Source organism: Alteromonas sp. 4NH20-0104 (assembly GCF_057547795.1).
This window is the reverse complement of record NZ_BAAJLP010000066.1, coordinates 1-1,432: the sequence shown is the minus strand read 5'-3', so window position 1 is coordinate 1,432 and position 1,432 is coordinate 1. Positions and strand designations below refer to the sequence as shown.

Annotated in this window: 1 protein-coding gene; it reads right to left on the bottom strand. The window is 46.9% G+C overall.

From position 1 onward, the window contains the following. Window positions 1-9: 9 nt before the first annotated feature. On the bottom strand, window positions 10-1,338 hold the full coding sequence (locus tag AC27IB_RS23415) for an IS4 family transposase (RefSeq protein ID WP_487124042.1): 1,329 nt from the start codon (window positions 1,336-1,338) through the stop codon (window positions 10-12). Window positions 1,339-1,432: the final 94 nt, after the last annotated feature.

Sequence of the window (1,432 nt, the reverse complement as noted above, 5' to 3'; positions counted from 1 at the left end):
TAATGCCAGTCAGTTAAGCTGATTGGCATTTTTCTTTGAGGGGTATTTAGCCGGTCTCTTCCTTACCACTCGTGGATAATACCTGTCAGGTCGTTTGTCCGGTAACCTCATCATCCTTAACGATTCCATCAGGTATTCATAGTGAACTGGCAGTTTGGTCACTGTGTCTGGGATAGTGGTCAGGAAGAACACGATAATATGCCTCATACAGAGTCCGAAGCTAAGCCTGGAGGGAGATAAGTCAGGTATGTCTTTTACTGCATCTAGCATCATCATTCTAATCAGGTTGTAGGCGAGCAATAGTCCCCACAGTTCCTGACGCACCATCTCAGGTTTCTTACTACGAAGCGTCAGTTTTGCCTGATGCAGAGTCTGTTTCATTTCCCTGAAGCCCAACTCTATTTCCCAGCGCTGAACATACACATCAACAACTTCTTCGTAGGGAAACTGCATCGCATCAACCATTGAACTAAGTACGCGGTAGGTCTTCCCGTCGACTTCGTAGCGGGTCAGTCTCGCTTCAATAGTTTCAGGTAAACCATCAAACTTCTTTCGTGCCTGAGGCGATGTCGCTAGGGTCACTAAAGCATCATGTTCGCTTAGTTGATGTTTCACTGTGTACTGTAAATCTTTACGGGCGGGAAGCATCCAGTGCGTGTTAACCCCTTTAGTCATCCACAAGTAGAGTAGCCCTAGCGAGTAATAGCCTCTGTCGAACAGGGTCAGAGAGTTATCAGGAACAGAAGGGATAAGCCGCTCTGCAAGAGACATCTCTCCCACATTCCGGCTGTCAAATTCACTGGCCAGAAGAAGGTGACTGGACGTTTCCATCAGGCTGCACATGCGTACCTGCGGGTACGGATTATCCCCCCTGGCATTCCGGTCGCAACCAAATGCATCAAGATTCTCAGTAGTATCCTGAGTACGAAACATCACGCCATCAACCGCCAGTACATTTAAACCACACCACTGCTCAAAAGCGTACTCACCAAATGCCCTCTGTGCCATCAGTTTAAAGGTGTGTCCGACGGCATCGGCCCCCAATCGTTGGCGGGCTTGTACCACTGCACTAGGGGCAACAAAACGCTTTTTACCCGGTAGCAAAACATCGAGTTTATTCGCAATGTCCCAGACAGGATCGTTACGGAAAAGACTCATACCAACAATGGTAAAAACAACCGAATCCAGAGGTAATCGACGACGTCTGACGGTCGCTACACCTGATAATTCATAAGCTTGCTGGAGAAGTTCAGGGTCAACGAAGGACATCAGTTTATCGATAGCATTCAAGTCTTGTGCATGACCAAATGTATCATCGAGGTGTGTAAGTAAAGACATAAAAAAATCCGATACCAGAGACTGATATCGGATTGTGAACCCGTAGAAAGATCGGTCAACCGATCAGTATAAATTTCTTAACTGATCGGCATTA

Coding starts and splice junctions, on each gene's coding strand:
- AC27IB_RS23415 (WP_487124042.1), bottom strand. CDS start 1,338: ATGTCTTTACTTACACACCTCGATGATACATTTGGTCATGCACAAGAC.